This is a genomic window from Mesorhizobium sp. M8A.F.Ca.ET.181.01.1.1, assembly GCF_004792025.1.
Taxonomy (GTDB): Bacteria; Pseudomonadota; Alphaproteobacteria; order Rhizobiales; family Rhizobiaceae; genus Mesorhizobium.
In genome coordinates this window covers 1-16,146 of the sequence record NZ_SRTV01000016.1, presented here as the reverse complement: position 1 = coordinate 16,146, position 16,146 = coordinate 1, and the positions used below count along the sequence as shown (strand labels likewise).

Here is a 16,146-nt window from a genome sequence, read left to right as displayed (position 1 = left end):
TTTGATGGGCATGCCCATTGCCGTCGACCTCGGCGGCGCGTCGAATGCTGAACTGATCGAAGCCGTCTTCGGCTATTTCGAGCACATCGACCGGCGCTTCAGCACCTACCGGGCCGACAGTGAAATCACGGCCATCAACCGAGGCGACGTTCCGGTCGTCGACTGGAGCGGCGAGATGATGGAAGTGTTCGCTCTCGCCCGACAGACGAAAGACGAGACGGACGGATACTTCGATATTCGCAAGCCCGACGGGTCGCTCGATCCTTCCGGCATCGTGAAGGGCTGGGCCATTCGCAATGCAGCGGAGATTGTTCAGCGAGCCGGCATCAGCGATTTCTTCATCGAGGCGGGAGGCGATATCCAGTCCTGCGGCAAGAATGCATCGGGCCATGACTGGAGCGTCGGCATCCGCAATCCCTTCAATGCGGACGAGATCATAAAGATCGTCTATCCCCGCGGTCGCGGCGTCGCAACCTCCGGCACCTATGTCCGCGGTCAACACATCTACAATCCGCATGGAATTGGCAGTCAGATACAGGACATCGTCAGCCTGACCGTGATCGGCGCCGATGTGCTCGAAGCCGATCGTTTCGCCACCGCGGCCTTCGCCATGGGACGTGACGGCATTCTCTTCATCGAGCAGACGCCTGGCCTGGAAGGCTATCTCGTCGACGCCAATGGCCGCGCCACGCCGACAACCGGGTTCGGAGCCCTTTGCCTGCCATGATCAAGACCATCGACCGATTTCTCGATCACCTGACCATGTACAGGCTGGTCCTCTACTATCTGATGACGCTGGTCGGCGCAGCGTTCGTGCTCGGCTTCGTCAAGCTGGTGCCACACGATCCGATTGCGCTTGCCTTCACCACAACGCTTGCGCTGGCCGCCTGCTGGATCACCAACAAGGTTTTTGCGCATGTCTTCGCAGTTCCGGCCAACAACGAGTCCGTCTACATCACCGCGCTCATCCTGACGCTTATCCTCGATCCGGTTGCGGTCACGGACATCATGGGGATTGCGGCAGTGGTATTCACATCCGTCTGGGCGATTTCATCCAAATTCATTCTCGCCATCGGCCGGAAGCACCTTTTCAACCCGGCTGCGCTGGGCGTGGCGCTGTCCGCGCTGCTGCTCGACCAGCCAGCCACCTGGTGGGTGGGCGGCAATCTGCCATTGCTTCCGATCGTGCTCGTCGGCGGCATGCTCATTGTCCGGAAACTGCGCCGGCTTGACCTTGTCTCGACCTTCGTTGTCGTGGCGCTGGCGACCATTCTGGCAACCACGGACCCATCGCAATACTGGACCGCGCTTGCAGAGACACTGGGTTCATCGCCGTTGCTGTTCTTTGCCTTCGTGATGCTGACCGAGCCGCTGACCGCGCCGACGATGCGTTGGCCGCGTATCGCCTTTGCCGCCATTGTCGGCTTTCTGTTTGCTCCCAACATCCATATCGGCTCGTTCTATTTCACGCCGGAACTGGCGCTGCTTGCCGGCAACGTGTTTGCCTATGCGGCTGGCCCCAAGGCACGCTTCGTGCTGACCTTGGAACGCATTGAGCAATCGGCCGTCGACAGTTTTGACTTCGTCTTCCGGTCGCCACGCAAGCTCGCATTCGAGGCCGGCCAGTACCTCGAATGGACGCTTGGCCTCGATCGTGCCGACAATCGCGGCAACCGCCGCTATTTCACAGTCGCCTCGGCGCCGACGGAGGAAACAGTCCGCCTCGGCGTCAAGTTCTATCCGCAATCAAGTGCCTTCAAGCGCGAGCTGATGACCATGAAGCCAGGCAGCACGATCCATGCCGCGCAACTGGCCGGCAATTTCACGCTGCCCGCCCGGCGTGAAACCAAGATCGCGTTCCTGGCCGGAGGCATCGGCATCACGCCGTTCCGCTCGATGCTGCAATATCTCATCGACCGCAAGGAGTGGCGACCGATCGTCATCCTCTACGCAACAGAGAGACAGCAGGACATCGCTTATCGCGACGTGCTTGGCGCGGCCAGGCAGGAGCTTGGCATCAAGACGATCCACGCTGTGGCGCACGGTGGCGAGCGCGGGCAATATCCCGGATATATCGACGAGCGCCTGATCCGTCTGGCCATACCCGACTACCTCGAGCGCACTTTCTACATTTCCGGCCCGCAAGCGATGGTCAAGGCGCTGCGCCAGAAACTGCTGGCCATGGGCGTTCGCCGCTCGAAGATAAAGGTCGACTATTTCCCGGGTTTTGCCTGAAGCAGGCTCAACTGTGTCGCGGCAAGGAAATGGTCACCACAAGGCCCGGATCGGCGTTAGCCATGGCAAGGCGTCCGCCATAGGCTTCGACGATGTCGGAAACGATGGCCAGGCCAAGACCGCTGCTGCCTCCCTTGCTGTCGAGCTGGACACCACGTGACATCGCGGACTCCCGATCGGCATCCGGTATACCTGGGCCATCATCAGCAACACTGACGGTCACCTCGTCCCAGGCAGTGGATGCACCGACACGGACTGACGATTTTGCATAGCGCGCGGCATTCTCGACCAGATTGCCGAGAACTTCTGACAAGTCGCCTTCGTCGATTGGGGCCGTCAAATCTTCGGCGATATCCAGCTTGAAAGAAAGCTGCTTGCCGCTTGGTGTCCGTTTGACGACGGCAATGACGCCAGCCGCGACGTCCGACACAAGGCAGGATGCCTTGCCGGAAACGCCGGGGGCGAGGCGCGCTCGCGCGAGCTCCCGCTCGACATGGCGCCGGATCGCTCCGGCGCTCTTTTCAATCTCGTCAGCCAGAACCGTCTCGCCTTTCTTGCGCAAGGCCCGGATGTCGGCCGACAGCACTTGCAGCGGTGTCTTGAGGCCATGCGCCAAATCGGTGGCGCGCGAGCGGGCTCGCGCAAGCGCCTTCTCCTGGGCATCGAGAAGACGATTGATTTCGTCCGCGAGCGGCTGCACCTCGCTCGGCGCCACCACATCGAGCCGTGCTGATCGCTGCGCAATCACGTTTCTGACCGAAACCCGCAAGGTCTCCAGAGGCGCAAGACCGACGGTGATCTGGATGAAGAAGGCGGCCATGAGGGCAATGGCGAGCAGAACAAGGGCTGGCGCAAGGTCGCGGACATACCCATCGATGGATTCCTTCACCGTTTGATGGTCTTCCGCCACGACGGCGCGAAACGATCGCCCACTGGCGTCGATGATCGTGCGCTCGACGGCGATGGTGAGCTCCCCTTGTGGCCCCTTGAATTCCTTGATCTCCCTGAATTCGCCGTTGGTTGCGCGATCAGGCAAGGCAAGCGTCGCGTCCCATAGTGAACGCGAGCGGACAAGGTTGCCGGATCCGGTATCCTGCACCTGCCAGTAGTGGCCGGAAAAGGGAATGGAGAAACGTGGGTCGGCCAAGGTCGCCTGGACCGAAAGACGGCCATCGGCGGCAAAATTGGTCGCGCCAATAAGATCGTTCAGGTCGACTGTCAGCTCGCTGACAACGCGCCGCTCGACGTTAAGTTCGAACAGATAGCGCAATCCAACGCCGGCGATGGCAAGAGCAACCAGGATCGAGATCGTTGCCGCCAACCAGAGCCTGAACCGGATCGAGTTGCCCATCAGCGGGAATCGTCGGGCATCAGATACCCGAATCCGCGCCTCGTTTCGATGACGTCGCTCCCGAGCTTGCGACGCAGGCGCGCGACGATCACCTCGATCGTGTTCGGATCGCGGTCGTTGCCTGAATCGTACAAATGCTCGGCAAGTTCGGTCGGCGCCACCACCCGGCCGGCGTGGTGCATCAGAAACGCCAGGAGCCGGTATTCCAGCGGCGAAAGCGCAACGGGAATGCCGCGAAGCGAAATGCGCATCTGGCGTGTGTCCAAGAGCAACGGCCCGGACCTCAACACGGGTGCCGCCTGCCCGGCCGAGCGACGCAGGATTGCCCGTAACCGGGCGAGCAGTTCTTCCATTTCAAAAGGTTTGGGAAGATAGTCGTCGGCACCGGAATTGATGCCGTCGACGCGTTCGGTCCACATGCCTCTTGCGGTCAGGATGAGAACCGGGAACCTGCGCGCATTCGCCCGCCAACGTTTCAAGACCGTAAGACCATCGAGCTTGGGCAAGCCGAGATCCAGAATCGCGGCGTCATAATTCTCGACATCGCCTGCGAACCAGGCAGCTTCACCATCCTTTACGATATCGACCGCCATTCCCGATGCTTTGAGGGCGGTCGCGATATCGGCAGCGATACGGGGCTCGTCTTCGGCCAGGAGGATCTTCATCAGTCACCCTCCCCATCGCGCATGATGACACCGGCACCGGCGTCGACGTCGACGGTCTTTCGCCGGCCATCGGCACCCACGACCTGAAAACGGTAGACCCATCTGTCGGCCTTGCGGATGAGATCGACCGCAACAACATCGCCGGGAGCTTTGGTGCGGACAACGTCCAGTATATTGGCAAGGCCCTTGATTTCGCCGCGTTCGTACAAATCCCGCGCCCGGTCATGGTCGCCGTCATCGTCCTCGTCGGCACGGGCAGCGAGAGGCATGGCCAAGACAAGTCCCGCGAGAACCAGCACCGCCAAACGCTTCCATTGTCTTTTCATCGGCAAGGCATGTCGCACGTTGCAGCTTTCAATTTGCTGTCAGTTATCCTCAGCCCACAGCAAGCAAGGGGACCATATCAGGGCATCATCGCGTCCAATCATGGCCGCGCCAAGAAGGATACGAGACCATGCGCAATTCCATGCTTGTCCTTGCAGCACTTGCAAGCCTCACGATCTTCGCGCTGCCGGCGGCCGCTGAATCGGACGAAGGATCATGTGGGGCGTCATCGTCTGTTGTCCCATCCGGTCCGATCGATCTGCAGGCCATCCCGATGCAGGACGCCTCCACCCCGAAAGCCATCAAGGGTGGCGACGATGCGTGTGACGACCAACAAGGCGATGAGGCCGACGAAAACGACTAGGTCTCCCACGGCGCGTGGCCGCCACCGCATATGACGGTTGCCAATGTCGTGGGCCAAGGCTCGCTGCAAAGTCGGCAAATTATCCAAGCTCCTTGCCAATTTCTGGAGAGTTTTCGTGATCCCTATTCAACATATCCACCCAATTCTTGTTCATTTCCCTATTGTTCTGATCTACATGCTTGTGGCTATCGACCTTGTGGCGCTGGTTGGCGGCAGCGCCGTTACCAAGAGATCTGGCGCCGGTACGATCTCTACTTTCGTAGCCCTGTCTGCCGGAGTGTTCGCCATTGGGACCTGGTTCTTTGGAGGTCTTGCCCTGGATCATGCCGAAGCGGCCGGCTTCAGCAGCGATATCGCGGAGATCCACGAAAGCCTGGGAGGTATCACTGCCTTTGCCTTCCTGGTCTGGGGACTTGTGCGGTTCGCGCTTTGGATGCGGAACCGTGACATGCGGGCTGTAACGATCGCCATTCCTTTGATTGAAATTTGCGGTGCATTCCTGGTCACTGCGACAGCCTACTATGGTGGGCTGCTTGTCTACGAACTTGGTGTCAACGTCGCCAAGACCGCGGTCGCTGGTTGACCGGTTCGCGCCCAGTCATTCAAGGTTGCAATTTTGGATGACCATTTGCCTCGACCGAAAAATGATTCAGATCAAGGCGCTTCGTGCATGTGCAATCTAAGAAGCCGGAGGTTGGAAAAACTCCGGAGAACGACCATGCAAGCCGAAGCCATAATGAGCAGGCCAGTCGTCGGCATAGACCCGTCCGCATCGATCGCCGAGGCTGCCGGGTTGATGCTCTCCAAAAAGGTCAGCGGCCTCCCCGTCATTCGCAACGACGGCAGGCTGGTGGGGATCGTCAGCGAGGGCGATTTCCTGCGACGCGGGGAACTGGGCACGGAGCGCAAGCGCTCGCGCTGGCTGGAGTTTCTCGTCAGCCCCGGAAAGGCCGCCGACGAATATGTCCGCGCCAATGGTCGACGGGTTGAAGAGGTGATGTCGCAAGATGTCGTGACGGCATCCCCTGCAGCATCACTCGCGAAAGTCGTCGAGCTCATGACGCGTCACCATGTCAAACGCATTCCGGTCGTCGAAGCTGGGAAAGTCGTTGGCATCATCACCCGCTCTGATCTTCTGCGGGCATTGCTCGGCGTCCTTCCGGATGGAGCCGCTACGGTCATCGATGACGAACAGATTCGGCAGAACATCGCTACCGAGCTTGCGAGGCAGAGATGGGCCGGCAACGATTTGATCAACGTGACGGTGGACAAGGGTGTGGTGACACTGAGCGGCGCCATCTTCGACGAACGCGAGCGCCAGGCAGCGACAGTCGCCGCCGAAAACGTCGCCGGCGTCAATGCTGTCAAGGACAATCTCTTCTGCGCCGATCCCGTGTCGGTCATCCTTGTTTCGTAGCGGAGTAGACATTGATCCGCAGCGAGGCACCACTGCCTCTCTGCGTTGCTGGTCCTTGCCCAAGGCTTCGCCATGCTTAGGGCGCGACCAGGGGCTCAATGGTCGAAGGAGTAACAGGGCAAAGCCAATAAGCGCCGCGCCCGCAACTTTTTCTGCCAGTGTTTTGCCTCCGCAGAAGCGCCGCCCCAGCAAAAGCCACACCGATCCGCTGGCAGCTGTCATCACCAGAAGCGCAATCCAGAAGATCCCCAGTTCGCGCGGTTCGATGTTCATCGGCACGATAGACAGGCAATAGATGAAGGCCTTCGGATTGAGAGCACTGGTCACCGCAACAGAAATGGCGTCGCCGCTTTTGGCAGCGTTGATCCGGGCGCTTGCCGTCAGACGCAGGCCAAGAATGACGAGCCACCCGGCCGCTACCAGCCTGAGTATTTGAATGGCGTCAGGCGACATGAAGGGACGCAGTGAAAACCAGCACGCGGATGCGATCCCGTATCCGCATGCCTGAGCGGCCAAGAGCTTGACCGCTTTCTCCCGCTTGACCGACCCTGTCAGCAAAAGAGCGTTGGTTGGCCCTGGTGCGACAAAGAGCAGGAATGCTTCCAGAAAAAATAGGGTGTCCAACTGCCTGGTCCCGTGGAATGCAAACCTGTCAACTGCAAGACTCGGTTTGCGTTGACTCTGTCAAAACACGGACAGCACGACATCGTCCAGGCTGAGTACTCGAATGACTAGCGTTGGCCGGCCGCATGCTGCAGTCGAGCGATCAGGTCGCCGTTGCGGCAATAGTCTGGCGGGTTATTGGCTTGCTGATGTTCGTCGAGCCAGACCGAGCATTCATCCTGATGTCCGCAGGAACGGCAGCGATCCACTGCCCTGCTGGTGACGGCGGCATGGTCGGCTACGACTTTCAACTGTCTGTCGACGCCGAGCTTCCGCATCATGCGATCCATCAAGGTGGTTCTGGCATCAACTGAAATCAGGTAATCGAGAAAGGTCATGGTAATCACTCCTGCCTGCTGGCCATCATGGCATGTTGGCGGCAAGCGGCGTTGATCTCGATCAACAGGCGGTATCGTTGCCGATCCCTGAGCCTCAAACAGGGAGCATGGCGCTAAACCTTGGCCACAAGGCGATCGAGAAAGGACCGCTGACCGGCAAGCAACTTCTTGCGGGCCCGGCTCTCTTGTCCGAAGAACCAGCGCTTGGTCGCCTCCGAGGCGCATAGGTAGAGTGCGGTAATCGCGACAAGCGCGACAAGTACGGGCAGAGGCAAGGGCACGAAGCCGAACCAGGCTGCAAACGGCAGATAGGGGATCATGATCGCCATAATCCCGACGGCCAATGTAAGCCAGGCAAGCAACGGGCTTGGACGGCTCGCCCAGAAAGCCCTGTGCGTGCGCACGATGAGCACGATGGCAAGCTCCGTCAGCAACGACTCGACAAACCAGGCGGTCTGGAATGCGGCCTCCGTGGCGTGCGCAAAAACCAGAAGGAAAACGAAGGTCGCGAAGTCGAACAGCGAACTGACCAGGCCAAAGCTGATCATGAACCGCCGCACAAAACGGATATCCCAGTGGCGAGGCCGGCGCAGTCGGTCGGGATCGACGTTGTCGCTTGCAATGGCGAGTGAAGGAACGTCAGAGAGGAAATTGTTGAGCAGGATCTGCTTGGCAAGAAGCGGAAGGAAAGGCAGGAACAGCGAGGCGACAGCCATGCTGATCATGTTGCCGAAATTGGCGCTGGTGGTGATTGAAATGTACTTCATCGTATTCGCGAAGGTCTTGCGGCCATCGTCGACGCCGCGCACCAATACGCCGAGGTCCTGCTTGAGAAGGATGATATCGGCCGCCTCGCGCGCGACATCGACAGCGGTGTCGACCGAGATGCCTATGTCTGCCTCATGAAGGGCAGGCGCATCATTGATGCCGTCGCCAAGGTAACCAACGACATGGCTCCTGCTCCGCAAGGCCTGAACGATGCGCTCCTTCTGGTTGGGGTCGATCTCGACGAAGAGGTCGGTGTGCTGCACGCCCGCGAAGAGCGCGCTCTTCGTCAATTTCGAAAGCTCCTCGCCGGTCATGATCCTGTCGGCGCGCAAGCCGATCGCCTGGGCGAGATGCGCGGCAACGTAACGGTTGTCGCCAGAAATGACCTTTACCGCGATGCCGCGGTGGGCGAGTTCGGCAAGCGTCTCCTTGACGCCCTTCTTTGGAGGGTCGAGGAAAAGCAGGAAGCCAGCGAAGGCGAGATCGATCTCGTCTTTCCTGCTGAACGTTTTCTGGCTCTCGAACTGACGGATTGCCAGGCCCAGAACGCGGTAGCCGTCCGCGCTCCAGCGCCGGAATTTTTCGTCGATTGCCGCACGGTGCGTTTCATCGAGGGGTTCCAGCCCGGTGGCTGCTCGGGCGAAGCTGCAGGTTTCGAGGACATTTTGTACGGCACCTTTGGTAATCAGAAGGTTCTGGGCGTCCTTGGTCCGGACCACAACGGATAGCCGCTTGCGAATGAAATCATAGGGGATTTCGTCGACTTTCGTGAAGGCCGCCAATAATGCGCCTTCGCCCGGCGCACCGGCGATTGCTTCGTCCAGCGGGTTCTTCAGTCCGGTCTGCAGGGTCGCGTTGAGACGTGCCCAGAGCAGGATATCGGTTGACGGATTGCCGTCGACATCGAGCCATCCATCCAGGTGGATAACGCCTTCCGTCAGCGTCCCCGTCTTGTCGGTGCACAGCAAATCCATGCTGCCCAGATTCTCGATGGCATCGAGACGGCGCACGATGACGCCATTGGCTGCCATCGCGCGAGCCCCTCGAGCCAGCGTCACGCTGATGATGGCCGGGAGAAGTTCGGGCGTAAGGCCAACCGCCAGTGCCAGCGAAAACAGCAGCGATTCAATCAGCGGTCGATGCAGCAGCAGATTGGCGAAGAACACCAGGATGACGATTGCCAGCATGATCTCGGTCATCAGATAGCCAAACAGCCTGATACCCCGGGCAAACCCTGTTTCGGGGATTTGTCGCTCCAGGGCGGCGGCGATCGATGCGAATTCAGTGCTGGCGCCGGTCGCTGCCGCAAGCACGGTTGCAGTGCCGCTGCGGACCGACGTGCCCGTGAAAACGGCATTGCTGCGCTGTGCTATGGAGGCCTCGGGCGCCGACCGCCCCGGTGCCTTCACGACGGGAAAGGTTTCGCCGGTCAGTACAGCCTCGCTGACATTGAAATCGCGCGCGTCCAGAATGATACCGTCCGCGGGAATGAGGTTTCCGGCCGAAAGCCGGATCACGTCGCCCGGCACGATATCTTCGGCGGCGACCGAGCACTCGGCGCCGTCGCGCAACACAATAGCCTTGCGCGAAATGCGCTGTTTCAGTGCTTCGGTCGCCAGCGACGCACCGTACTCTTGGGTGAAGCTCAGGACGCAGCTTGCCAGCACGATCGCGCCGATGATCGCAGCCTCCTGGCCCTCCCCGACGAAGGCTGATACGCAGGCCGCGAAAATGAGGATCAGGACCAGCGGGCTGCGGAACTGGCGGGCAAACACTGCCAGGGCCGACGCGCCTGACGTCGACGCGGGTGTGTTTCGGCCGAATTTTGCGAGCCTCGATGCCGCTTCGGACGAAGCAAGCCCCGAGACTGAGGTCTCAAGACCTAACAAGAGGTCATTGGTCTCGATCGACCAATAGGCACCGTCCTCTGGCGAGACGGATTGCTGGCCAGCTTCGCCTATCATCAATACGACATGAAGCGGTTGATGCCGCTCTCTTCGATCAGCGTGCGGGTGACGCCGCCGAACGCCCATTCCCGCAAGCGGCTATGGCCATAGGCGCCCGAGACGATGAGATCCGCATGGATCGAGCGTGCGAATGTCAGCAACCGGTCGCCATCAGCCTTACCGGCGATCAGCTCGGTTCGCGCCTTGATGCCATGGTGCTCGAGAAAGACCGCGACATCGGCGAGGCTGTCGCGAATGCTTTCGTCGCGCTCGGTGTCGATCGTGGCAATCACGACTTCGCTGGCTTTGGCCAGGAAAGGCAATGCGTCAGTCATCGCTCGCCGAGCCTCCCTAGTGTCCTTCCACGCTACGAGAACAGTTTTTGCAAGGACGTGCTCGACGTTGGTTGCGGCGACCAGAACCGGACGCCCGGCGCCCAGTGTCAGACTGCCGACATCCACGGCGCGAAACACATTGTCTCCTGCCTGGCCGGTAACGATAAGGTCGGCTGCTCTGGCCGAAACGCTGAGGAACCGGGTCGGGCTGCAAACGGCTTGGCCCCATTCGCTAAAGATCGAAGCAGGAACCAGCCTCTCGAACTCGGCACGCAGTTCGGCAAGCCGCTTTTCGATTTCTGTTCGCTGGATCTGCATGATCTCGCCTTCGTAGACCATGCCTTGGCCGGTCGCGACCAAGGGCGGAACATCGGCTGCCGCCAAGCCGATAAGACGGGCTCCGAACCGTTCCGCGAGTTCGACCCCCACCTTTACAATAGGTGCAGGAGGCGCATCGATGGCGAGGTTGACGATGATTGACTTGTAAGACATTGCGGACGCCTTTCGCTGAACTATGGAATGCGTGATGAATTGCATTCGCCAGCGTCCAATGCCTTGACGCGCGTCAAAGATCGCCAACTGCGCCTGCGCACGAAAACGTCGGCTCGATCCGTTTTGCGTGAGCGGCGAGAAGTGATAATTAGCCCCGGTAGCACCGTCTCGAACTCAGGAACCTCAGGTGATCAAAGACGAAGCGCTCAGTTTGTCGCCCGGCGGGACGACACTCAAATCACTGCTGTCGCGAATGTTCGATCAGGCTCCGGGATTTATAGCGCTCATGCGCGAGCCAGGTCACGTTTTCGAACTGACCAATGCCGCCTACCAGCAATTGATCGGCAACAGGCAAGTGATCGGAAAGTCCGTGCAGGATGCCTTTCCCGAGCTCGAAGGATATGAGTTTTTCGACCATCTGGACCAAGTCTACACGACCGGCGAGCCCTATAGGGGCTACGGGGTGAAGGTTGGCCTTCGCAACACAGCCGACGGCCCGGTCGAAGAGCGCATCCTTGATTTTGTCTATCAGCCGATCAAGGCTGACGATGGCCGTATCACCGCGATCTTCATTGAAGGCACGGATGTCAGCGAACTCTCCTTTGCAAACGCCGCACTTCGGCTGCGCGAGGACCATTTGCGATCCATCCTGGCAACAGTTCCGGACGCAATGGTCGTCATTGACGAACAGGGCCGGATCCAGTCCTTCAGCACCGCTGCCGAAACGCTGTTCGGCTATCAGTCAAGCGACGTCATTGGTCAAAACGTGAGAATGCTGATGCCCTCGCCCTACCGCGACGAGCATGATGCCTATCTGCTTCGCTATCTGACGACGGGAGAGCACCGGATCATCGGACTCGGCCGCACCGTTACCGGCGCGCGCAAGGATGGCACGACATTCCCAATGGAGCTTTCCGTCGGCGAGATGCATCCGGGAACCGGACGTTTCTTTACCGGCTTCTGCCGCGACCTCACCGAACGCCACCGGGCAGAAGCAAGAATCCAGGAGCAGCAGCAGGAACTGCTGCACATGGCGCGGTTTACAGCACTCGGCGAAATGGCTTCGACGCTTGCTCATGAGATCAACCAGCCACTGACGGCGATCACGAACTACCTCAAAGGCAGTCGTCGACTGCTCGAGAAAAGCCAGGACGAGAATGCGCCTATGCTTCGGGATGCTGTCGAAAAGGCAGCTGAGCAGGCATTGCGAGCAGGCGACGTCATCCGTCATCTGAGGGATTTTGTGGCCAGGGGCGAAAGCGAGCGCCAGGTCGAACGACTGCCGGTTCTCATCGAGGAAGCCGCGTCCCTGGCCCTGGTCGGCGCAAGGGAGATAAATCTCCTTGTCAGCTACAAGCTTGACCCTGCCGCCGAACTGGTCTTGACCGATCGCATCCAGATTCAGCAGGTTCTGCTCAACCTGATGCGCAACGCGGTGGAGGCTATGCAGGACGCGACGCGACGCGAATTGAAAGTCACAACCGTTGCCCGGGATGATGGGATGGCCGAGGTAAGCGTAATCGATACAGGTCCGGGTCTCGCGCCGGAGGTCTCGGCCCAGCTCTTCCAGCCGTTCGTAACGACCAAGAAGCAAGGCATGGGTGTTGGCCTTTCCATTTGCCGTACCATCGTTGAATCGCACGGTGGCCATATATGGGCCGAGGTAACGCCGGCCGGCGGAACCGCTTTCCGGTTCACCTTGCGCATCGTAGAGAAGGAAGAGGTCACAAATGGCCGACAGTGATCTGGTGCACGTGGTCGACGACGATGTCGACGTCCGCAAGTCGCTCGGTTTTCTTCTGGCCACAGCGGACTTCGCCGTACGCCTGCACGAATCGGCCACGGCATTTCTTTCGACGGCAAAAGGCAACCTCGAGGGCTGCATTGTCACCGACGTACGCATGCCGGGCATAGACGGTATTGAGTTCCTGCGGCAACTCAGGGCGGGCGGGCATACAATTCCCGTCATTGTCATGACGGGCCATGCCGATGTGGCGCTTGCCGTTCAGGCAATGAAGGAAGGCGCTGCCGATTTCATCGAGAAGCCGTTCGACGACGAAATGCTGATCGAAGCGATTCGCTCCGCGCTGGCCAATCGGAACCAAGCAAACGCGGCGCATCCCCAGTCTGCGGATATCCGCACGCGTCTGTCGGCCTTGTCAGAGCGCGAGCGGCAGGTGCTGGATGGACTTGTTTCGGGTCTGCCTAACAAGACGATCGCCTACGATCTGGGCATCAGCCCGCGCACGGTCGAGATCCATCGCGCCAATGTCATGAGCAAAATGGGCGCAAGCAGCTTGTCACATCTTGTGCGCATGGCGCTGATCGTGGAATCCCGACCCTAGGAAGAGTTTTCAAGAGGTTTGCGAATTCCGACCTGGGCCCGCTCCAAGTCCCAATCGCGCCAGTGGGTCGGCCGGATGTCGACACGGGCACCGCTGGCAGCATTCTTCCAACCCTCCGTCACCCTTCTGCAGGCAAACACAAGCGCGTGCTCGCCGTCTTCGTCGAAGACGGCGAGTTCGAGATCGCGACCAAACGGAGCGCTTAGGATTGGTTTCCACATCGCATCAAAATCTTCGCAAACGGTGCGTTGCGCATTGATCTGCATCATTTTCTGGAATCGCCGAATAGGCATGCGCGTTGCCGGGCGTCGAGCTGATCTGGCTAATAGCTGCTGCGGCAGACGCCATATCGTCATCGGTGCCAATCACATGCATGGCGCGGGCAGCCCAATTGATTGCCAACGCAGCGCTGATACCTGATCCGGCGCCCATCGCGACGCTGGACGCCGATTGATCGGGATCAAGGACCGTGCTGCGCAAGCGCATATCATCAGACGGTATAGGGAGAATTGGGATGCACTATATCAAGGCCGATGAAGCCCTGTGGGCCTCCAGCATGTTGCCGGAAGGCATCCTGGAGCGCTGGTTCATTACGAGCGGCGACACAATCAAGGCCGGCGAGCGAATAGCCGAAGTTCGCGTTGAAGACGCGCTGCACGAGATTGTAGCGCCGGTAGGTGGCCGCGCGACGATTGTCGCCACCGCGAATACCGTCATCGAACCAGGCTCGATTCTGGCAACGCTGGAGTCTTAGCCCTGTGAGGACGCCTCACCGGGCTGATTGCGCTCATTCCTCACTTGTAGTCTCAAGGAGAGTATCAGGCTTGGTCGCCAGCTGCGTCCGCAGCTCCGATCACGGTTTCTGCAAGGTGTTGATGTAAGCGATTATTGCATCGATCTGGTCGGGGCTGGCGATCCACTCAGGCATGTCCGGATGGCCCGTCGAAATCCCCTCGGCGAGGGCTTCCTCGAGATCGGTGATCGGATAGCGCTTTGACAAGGTGCGAAACGCCGGGGCGTCGGGATGACTGCTCTTGTCGGTTTTTCCAATGGCGTGGCAGCGGGCGCAATTGACTTCCACCAACGCCTTCCCGTGATCCGTTAGGCTATCGGCACGGGCTGGGTGCACATATCCGAGCAGCATCAGTGCAAGGACGGAAGCCGGCAGACGACGATGCCCACAAAAGCTGTTCATGTCTGACGACCTCTGCATTGCCGATCTACGCGACTGTCTTCGCCGCTGCGTCCTCGATCGCGGTTCTGGCTTCCTCGCGGACCCGTTTGGCCGTTTCCGAAGCAAGCCTGGAGGTCAGTGCGGCGACCTTGCCGGCTTCGCTGACGTATTGCGATGTCGCATTCTGCAGAAAAGCAGAGAAGATGTCGAAAGCGTCATTGAACTCCGGACAGGTGATGAGATCGTCGGCCAGCTTGATGTCCTGTTCGCAACGATGCTTCAGAAATGCCAGCGTTTCGACGTTATAGCGCATCATCACCTTGAAGGCGTGGACTTGAAGAGACGCGGCAGCAAGGAAGAACGTCTGGCCATTTCCCGCAATCGGCAACAATTGTGTGCCGAATGAGGATGGCTCGGGCTGAGTGTGCATTATCGACTACTCCATCCTGAGGCATGCGAACATAATCTCCACAGCGCAACGTTGACGCCATTCGTCGCCGTGTCCTTGATCAGGATCAACCCTCTGACCTTGCGGACTGTACGAGCGCCCCGGCACCAACCGGTCTCGTTGCGTTTGACCCGCATCAAGGTGCTTGCCTCTATTTGATGGCCAAGTCGCGTCAACCGCAGATGGAATGACGCGATGGCTTTCAAGACGATCATGGTTCAACTGGACGTGGACGCAATCGCAGCGCCACGCATCGCGATGGCGTGGGATCTTGCTCAACGGATCGAGGCCGACCTGATCGGCTTCTGCGCCGCCGAGCCGCATTTTGTCCTCCCAACCAGCACTGATGACCAGGCCGCGACCAAGGCGTTGTGGCGCCAGGTAGAGGAGATAGAAGGTCGCCTCGACTGCCTGAGGGAGGAATTCCTGAGCATCGTCAACGGCAGCAATCGTGCCTCGTGGCGCGGAGAGGTAGGCAATCCCACGCGCCAACTTGCACTCAATGCGCGTGCCGCCGACTTGATCCTCGCTGGCCCGCCGACGGCCGATCTGGTGGTCGACCGTCATCGTGTGCTTGATCCGGCAAGTCTCATCCTTGCGGCGGGCCGTCCGATACTCGTGGCATCGGAACCCCTTGCGCCGATAAGAGCCGAAAGCATCCTGATTGCGTGGAATGACACGCGGGAAGCGCGACGTGCCGTCGTCGACGCTATGCCTTTCCTGATCACCGCCAGGGATGTCGTGATCGCCACCGTGGACAATGGGAATACTGGACCCAGGGAAAATGCAGCGGATGTCGAACTCTTTCTGACGCGCCACGGTGTGAAGGCGCGATCCGAAATCTTGGATGCGTGCCGCTCCGAACCGGCGGAAATCCTCCTCCAGATCGGACAGGATATTGCGGCCGATCTCATCGTTCTCGGTGGCTACGGTCATAGCCGGGTACTGGAGAGGACCTTTGGCGGCGTGACGCGTTCTGTGCTGCGCAGCGGATCATTGCATCGGTTCATATCGAACTGAGGAGGTGACACCTCCAAATCGTGGTTTTGACATAAATCAAGGTCTTCCGCTCCCGCAAACGGTTACGTCTAACCTTGCCAAGTTCGGTGTAGCTGATGCCCGCAGCGCAACCGCGAGCAAATAAGGAAATTCGGACATGAATTACCAGCGGTTCTTCGAGGACGCGATCGACCAGCTCCATGCCGAGCGTCGCTACCGCGTCTTCGCCGATCTAGAGCGCATCGCGGGCAAGTTTCCGCGCGCCATCTGGCGTTCCAACGG

General features: G+C 59.6%; 19 protein-coding genes. 9 read left to right on the top strand and 10 right to left on the bottom strand.

Translation table 11 applies throughout. The features are described from left to right. Positions 1-4: 4 nt before the first annotated feature. Complete coding sequence (locus tag EN824_RS31780; RefSeq protein WP_245464236.1) at positions 5-727, top strand: FAD:protein FMN transferase; 723 nt, start codon at positions 5-7, stop codon at positions 725-727. Then, complete coding sequence (locus EN824_RS31775) at positions 724-2,235, top strand: RnfABCDGE type electron transport complex subunit D (RefSeq protein ID WP_127275565.1); 1,512 nt, start codon at positions 724-726, stop codon at positions 2,233-2,235. The genes EN824_RS31780 and EN824_RS31775 overlap by 4 nt, the downstream gene beginning before the upstream one ends. 7 nt (positions 2,236-2,242) lie before the next feature. Here EN824_RS31775 and EN824_RS31770 read toward each other — a convergent pair whose 3' ends face one another. From EN824_RS31770 to EN824_RS31760, 3 genes are read right to left on the bottom strand one after another with little or no spacing between them, the layout of a single operon-like run. Continuing rightward, on the bottom strand, positions 2,243-3,586 hold the full coding sequence (locus EN824_RS31770; protein WP_135918154.1) for a HAMP domain-containing sensor histidine kinase: 1,344 nt from the start codon (positions 3,584-3,586) through the stop codon (positions 2,243-2,245). After that, on the bottom strand, positions 3,586-4,251 hold the full coding sequence (locus EN824_RS31765) for a response regulator transcription factor (RefSeq protein WP_127275563.1): 666 nt from the start codon (positions 4,249-4,251) through the stop codon (positions 3,586-3,588). The genes EN824_RS31770 and EN824_RS31765 overlap by 1 nt, the downstream gene beginning before the upstream one ends. Beyond that, on the bottom strand, positions 4,251-4,520 hold the full coding sequence (locus tag EN824_RS31760) for a hypothetical protein (protein WP_245464237.1): 270 nt from the start codon (positions 4,518-4,520) through the stop codon (positions 4,251-4,253). Before EN824_RS31760 ends, EN824_RS31765 begins: the two co-directional genes overlap by 1 nt. A gap of 185 nt (positions 4,521-4,705) precedes the next feature. Between EN824_RS31760 and EN824_RS31755 the strand changes: the two genes are divergently transcribed. The 3 genes from EN824_RS31755 (at position 4,706) to EN824_RS31745 (ending at position 6,356) form a co-directional block, all read left to right on the top strand. Next, a complete protein-coding gene (locus tag EN824_RS31755) occupies positions 4,706-4,939 on the top strand; it encodes a hypothetical protein (RefSeq protein WP_127275561.1) in 234 nt (77 codons plus the stop codon). Between the two features lie 43 nt (positions 4,940-4,982). Beyond that, the gene (locus tag EN824_RS31750; RefSeq protein ID WP_127275560.1) at positions 4,983-5,522 is read left to right on the top strand and encodes a DUF2231 domain-containing protein; all 540 of its coding nucleotides are present in this window, start codon (positions 4,983-4,985) and stop codon (positions 5,520-5,522) included. A 135-nt stretch (positions 5,523-5,657) separates the two neighbouring features. Beyond that, positions 5,658-6,356: a CBS domain-containing protein gene (locus EN824_RS31745; RefSeq protein ID WP_127275581.1), complete on the top strand. Its 699-nt coding sequence runs from the start codon at positions 5,658-5,660 to the stop codon at positions 6,354-6,356. 731 nt (positions 6,357-7,087) lie between these two features. On the opposite strand, the gene EN824_RS31735 is transcribed toward EN824_RS31745, so the two are convergent. From EN824_RS31735 to EN824_RS31725, 3 genes are all read right to left on the bottom strand, one after another. Continuing rightward, positions 7,088-7,357 (bottom strand): DUF6455 family protein, encoded by a 270-nt coding sequence (locus EN824_RS31735; RefSeq protein WP_127275558.1) that lies wholly within the window; start codon positions 7,355-7,357, stop codon positions 7,088-7,090. A gap of 113 nt (positions 7,358-7,470) precedes the next feature. Next, positions 7,471-10,089, bottom strand: a complete 2,619-nt coding sequence (mgtA, locus tag EN824_RS31730) for a magnesium-translocating P-type ATPase (RefSeq protein WP_245521058.1) — start codon at positions 10,087-10,089, stop codon at positions 7,471-7,473. Further along, on the bottom strand, positions 10,089-10,898 hold the full coding sequence (locus EN824_RS31725; protein WP_189343564.1) for a universal stress protein: 810 nt from the start codon (positions 10,896-10,898) through the stop codon (positions 10,089-10,091). Before EN824_RS31725 ends, mgtA begins: the two co-directional genes overlap by 1 nt. A gap of 187 nt (positions 10,899-11,085) precedes the next feature. Between EN824_RS31725 and EN824_RS31720 the strand changes: the two genes are divergently transcribed. Then, positions 11,086-12,642 carry a PAS domain S-box protein gene (locus tag EN824_RS31720; protein ID WP_127275556.1) on the top strand — a complete coding sequence of 519 codons (1,557 nt, stop codon included), beginning with the start codon at positions 11,086-11,088 and terminating at the stop codon, positions 12,640-12,642. Next, positions 12,629-13,243 (top strand): response regulator FixJ, encoded by a 615-nt coding sequence (gene fixJ / locus EN824_RS31715; protein WP_127275555.1) that lies wholly within the window; start codon positions 12,629-12,631, stop codon positions 13,241-13,243. Before EN824_RS31720 ends, fixJ begins: the two co-directional genes overlap by 14 nt. Here the strand turns inward: fixJ and EN824_RS31710 are convergent. Next, the gene (locus tag EN824_RS31710) at positions 13,240-13,464 is read right to left on the bottom strand and encodes a hypothetical protein (RefSeq protein WP_127275579.1); all 225 of its coding nucleotides are present in this window, start codon (positions 13,462-13,464) and stop codon (positions 13,240-13,242) included. The two genes, fixJ and EN824_RS31710, sit on opposite strands and share 4 nt — an antisense overlap. Before the next feature lie 4 nt (positions 13,465-13,468). Then, positions 13,469-13,723 (bottom strand): hypothetical protein, encoded by a 255-nt coding sequence (locus tag EN824_RS31705; RefSeq protein ID WP_127275554.1) that lies wholly within the window; start codon positions 13,721-13,723, stop codon positions 13,469-13,471. Positions 13,724-13,757: 34 nt separating this feature from the next. Here EN824_RS31705 and EN824_RS31700 point away from each other — a divergent pair, with 34 nt between their 5' ends. Beyond that, on the top strand, positions 13,758-13,997 hold the full coding sequence (locus EN824_RS31700; RefSeq protein WP_127275553.1) for a lipoyl domain-containing protein: 240 nt from the start codon (positions 13,758-13,760) through the stop codon (positions 13,995-13,997). Positions 13,998-14,096: 99 nt separating this feature from the next. On the opposite strand, the gene EN824_RS31695 is transcribed toward EN824_RS31700, so the two are convergent. Together EN824_RS31695 and EN824_RS31690 are read right to left on the bottom strand one after the other, a co-directional pair. Continuing rightward, positions 14,097-14,387 (bottom strand): cytochrome c, encoded by a 291-nt coding sequence (locus EN824_RS31695; RefSeq protein ID WP_127275552.1) that lies wholly within the window; start codon positions 14,385-14,387, stop codon positions 14,097-14,099. Between the two features lie 76 nt (positions 14,388-14,463). Then, on the bottom strand, positions 14,464-14,847 hold the full coding sequence (locus EN824_RS31690; protein ID WP_127275551.1) for a phasin family protein: 384 nt from the start codon (positions 14,845-14,847) through the stop codon (positions 14,464-14,466). 213 nt (positions 14,848-15,060) lie between these two features. On the opposite strand from EN824_RS31690, the gene EN824_RS31685 reads away from it, so the two are divergent. Then, positions 15,061-15,885, top strand: coding sequence for a universal stress protein (locus EN824_RS31685; protein WP_127275550.1), 825 nt, complete (start codon positions 15,061-15,063; stop codon positions 15,883-15,885). Positions 15,886-16,146: the final 261 nt, after the last annotated feature.

Excerpts from the sequence above, each read along its gene's own strand:
- EN824_RS31780 (WP_245464236.1), top strand. The coding sequence starts at position 5 with ATGGGCATGCCCATTGCCGTCGACCTCGGCGGCGCGTCGAATGCTGAA.
- EN824_RS31775 (WP_127275565.1), top strand. The coding sequence starts at position 724 with ATGATCAAGACCATCGACCGATTTCTCGATCACCTGACCATGTACAGG.
- EN824_RS31770 (WP_135918154.1), bottom strand. The coding sequence starts at position 3,586 with ATGGGCAACTCGATCCGGTTCAGGCTCTGGTTGGCGGCAACGATCTCG.
- EN824_RS31765 (WP_127275563.1), bottom strand. The coding sequence starts at position 4,251 with ATGAAGATCCTCCTGGCCGAAGACGAGCCCCGTATCGCTGCCGATATC.
- EN824_RS31760 (WP_245464237.1), bottom strand. The coding sequence starts at position 4,520 with ATGCCTCTCGCTGCCCGTGCCGACGAGGACGATGACGGCGACCATGAC.
- EN824_RS31755 (WP_127275561.1), top strand. The coding sequence starts at position 4,706 with ATGCGCAATTCCATGCTTGTCCTTGCAGCACTTGCAAGCCTCACGATC.
- EN824_RS31750 (WP_127275560.1), top strand. The coding sequence starts at position 4,983 with ATGTCGTGGGCCAAGGCTCGCTGCAAAGTCGGCAAATTATCCAAGCTC.
- EN824_RS31745 (WP_127275581.1), top strand. The coding sequence starts at position 5,658 with ATGCAAGCCGAAGCCATAATGAGCAGGCCAGTCGTCGGCATAGACCCG.
- EN824_RS31735 (WP_127275558.1), bottom strand. The coding sequence starts at position 7,357 with ATGACCTTTCTCGATTACCTGATTTCAGTTGATGCCAGAACCACCTTG.
- mgtA (WP_245521058.1), bottom strand. The coding sequence starts at position 10,089 with ATGATAGGCGAAGCTGGCCAGCAATCCGTCTCGCCAGAGGACGGTGCC.
- EN824_RS31725 (WP_189343564.1), bottom strand. The coding sequence starts at position 10,898 with ATGTCTTACAAGTCAATCATCGTCAACCTCGCCATCGATGCGCCTCCT.
- fixJ (WP_127275555.1), top strand. The coding sequence starts at position 12,629 with ATGGCCGACAGTGATCTGGTGCACGTGGTCGACGACGATGTCGACGTC.
- EN824_RS31710 (WP_127275579.1), bottom strand. The coding sequence starts at position 13,464 with ATGTGGAAACCAATCCTAAGCGCTCCGTTTGGTCGCGATCTCGAACTC.
- EN824_RS31700 (WP_127275553.1), top strand. The coding sequence starts at position 13,758 with ATGCACTATATCAAGGCCGATGAAGCCCTGTGGGCCTCCAGCATGTTG.
- EN824_RS31695 (WP_127275552.1), bottom strand. The coding sequence starts at position 14,387 with ATGCTGCTCGGATATGTGCACCCAGCCCGTGCCGATAGCCTAACGGAT.
- EN824_RS31690 (WP_127275551.1), bottom strand. The coding sequence starts at position 14,847 with ATGCACACTCAGCCCGAGCCATCCTCATTCGGCACACAATTGTTGCCG.
- EN824_RS31685 (WP_127275550.1), top strand. The coding sequence starts at position 15,061 with ATGGCTTTCAAGACGATCATGGTTCAACTGGACGTGGACGCAATCGCA.